Consider the following 2,500-nt stretch of genomic DNA (forward strand, 5'->3'; position numbering starts at 1 on the left):
TGGTTGCGGGGACAGGATTTGAACCTGTGACCTTCAGGTTATGAGCCTGACGAGCTACCTGGCTGCTCCACCCCGCGTTGGTATTATGGACTGGTTGATTATCAGGTTTGGCGGTGAGCTACTCTCCCACGTCTTGAGACGCAGTACCATTGCCGCGGCGGCACTTAACTTCCGAGATCGGGACGGGATCGGGTGTATTGCTCGCGCTATTGCCACCAAACCGGCTAATCAACCGTTGCATAATTTGCATCGGTTGAGAGATACACGTCGGTGTTTTTTGTATGACTATTTAAGTCGTGCTTTTGTGTCTTGGTTGATTTGGTCTGGTTGTTACTGGAACAAATCAAGCCGATCGAGCGATTAGTACCGGTCGACTGAGCGCATTGCTGCGCGTACATCTCCGGCCTATTGACGTGGTGGTCTACCACGGCTCTCAAGGGAGACCTTGTTTTGAGGGGGGCTTCCCGCTTAGATGCTTTCAGCGGTTATCCTGTCCGTTCATAGCTACCCTGCGCTGCGGCTGGCGCCACAACAGGTCCACCAGTGGAACGTTCACCCCGGTCCTCTCGTACTAGGGGCAACTCCTCTCAAGTCTCCAACACCCACGGCAGATAGGGACCGAACTGTCTCACGACGTTCTAAACCCAGCTCACGTACCTCTTTAAACGGCGAACAGCCGTACCCTTGGGACCTACTCCAGCCCCAGGATGAGATGAGCCGACATCGAGGTGCCAAACGATGCCGTCGATATGGACTCTTGGGCATCATCAGCCTGTTATCCCCGGCGTACCTTTTATCCGTTGAGCGATGGCCCTTCCACTCGGGACCACCGGATCACTATGGCCGACTTTCGTCTCTGCTCGACTTGTCAGTCTTGCAGTCAGGCGGGCTTATGCCATTGCACTCAACGAGCGATTTCCGACCGCTCTGAGCCCACCTTCGCACGCCTCCGTTACTGTTTGGGAGGCGACCGCCCCAGTCAAACTACCTGCCACACAGGGTCCCGGATCCTGGTTCAAGGATCGCGGTTAGACATCAAGAGTGCGAAGGGTGGTATCTCAAGGGAGGCTCCCCCGGAACTGGCGTTCCGGTTTCAAAGCCTACCACCTATCCTGCACATCGCAATCCTGATGCCAGTGTGAAGCTGTAGTAAAGGTGCACGGGGTCTTTCCGTCTAACCGCGGGAAGCCTGCATCTTGACAGGCAATTCAATTTCGCTGAGTCCATGTTCGAGACAGCGGGGAAGTCGTTACGCCATTCGTGCAGGTCGGAACTTACCCGACAAGGAATTTCGCTACCTTAGGACCGTTATAGTTACGGCCGCCGTTTACCGGGGCTTCAGTTCGGAGCTTGCACTCCTCCCTTTAACCTTCCGGCACCGGGCAGGCGTCAGACCCTATACGTCGTCTTACGACTTCGCAGAGCCCTGTGTTTTTAGTAAACAGTCGCCACCCCCTGGTCTGTGCCCCCGGCCACTGCTTGCGCAATGTCCGGGCCTCCTTCTCGCGAACTTACGGAGGTATTTTGCCGAGTTCCTTAAACATGGTTCTCTCAAGCGCCTTGGTATTCTCTACCAGTCCACCTGTGTCGGTTTCGGGTACGGTCTTGTAGAGGGGCTATTTCCAGGAACCTGTTGGCAGCCCGATCAATCCAGTAAGATCGAACTACGTTTCAGATCCGTCACCACCTCACGGCCGAGGAATATTAACCTCGTTCCCATCGACTACGCCTTTCGGCCTCGCCTTAGGGGCCGGCTTACCCTGCTCAGATTAGCTTTAAGCAGGAACCCTTGGACTTTCGGCGACAGGGTCTCTCACCCTGTTTGTCGCTACTCATGTCAACATTCTCACTTCTGAACGCTCCACCGGTCCCTCACGGGCCGGCTTCACAGCAGACTTCTGATGCGTCCGATGACCCCCGAGGGGATCACAAGACGCAAGAAGTACAGAACAGAACGCTCCGCTACCACGCACTTACGTGCATCCTAAGCTTCGGCTCATGGCTTGAGCCCCGTTACATCTTCGCCGCAGGACAACTTATTTAGACCAGTGAGCTGTTACGCTATCTTTAAAGGATGGCTGCTTCTAAGCCAACCTCCTGGTTGTTTTGGTCGTCCCACCTGCTTTCCCACTTAGCCATGAATTAGGGGCCTTAGCTGTAGGTCAGGGTTGTTTCCCTCTTCACGACGGACGTTAGCACCCGCCGTGTGTCTGCCGAGTAGTACTCCCGGGTATTCGGAGTTTGGTTAGGATCAGTAAGCCTGTGGGGCCCCATTACCCATCCAGTGCTCTACCCCCCGGGGTATTCGCTCGACGCTCTACCTAAATAGATTTCGCGGAGAACCAGCTATCTCCGAGTTTGATTGGCCTTTCACCCCTAGGCACAGTTCATCCCGATCCTTTTCAACGGATGTGGGTTCGGCCCTCCAGTTGGTGTTACCCAACCTTCAGCCTGACCATGCCTAGATCACTCGGTTTCGGGTCTGATCCATCTAACTCAA

General features: G+C 55.0%; 1 tRNA gene and 2 rRNA genes (1 of these 3 cut by a window edge). All 3 read right to left on the minus strand.

Annotated elements, in window-relative coordinates:
- A tRNA-Met gene (locus tag M3N55_RS16450) sits at positions 1 to 77 on the minus strand.
- Positions 78 to 105: 28 nt separating this feature from the next.
- Positions 106 to 220, minus strand: a 5S ribosomal RNA gene (gene rrf / locus M3N55_RS16455).
- A 119-nt stretch (positions 221 to 339) separates the two neighbouring features.
- Positions 340 to 2,500, minus strand: a 23S ribosomal RNA gene (locus tag M3N55_RS16460); it runs 761 nt beyond the window's last position.

This window comes from Roseinatronobacter domitianus (assembly GCF_023336755.1).
Classification (GTDB): Bacteria; Pseudomonadota; Alphaproteobacteria; order Rhodobacterales; family Rhodobacteraceae; genus Roseinatronobacter; species Roseinatronobacter domitianus.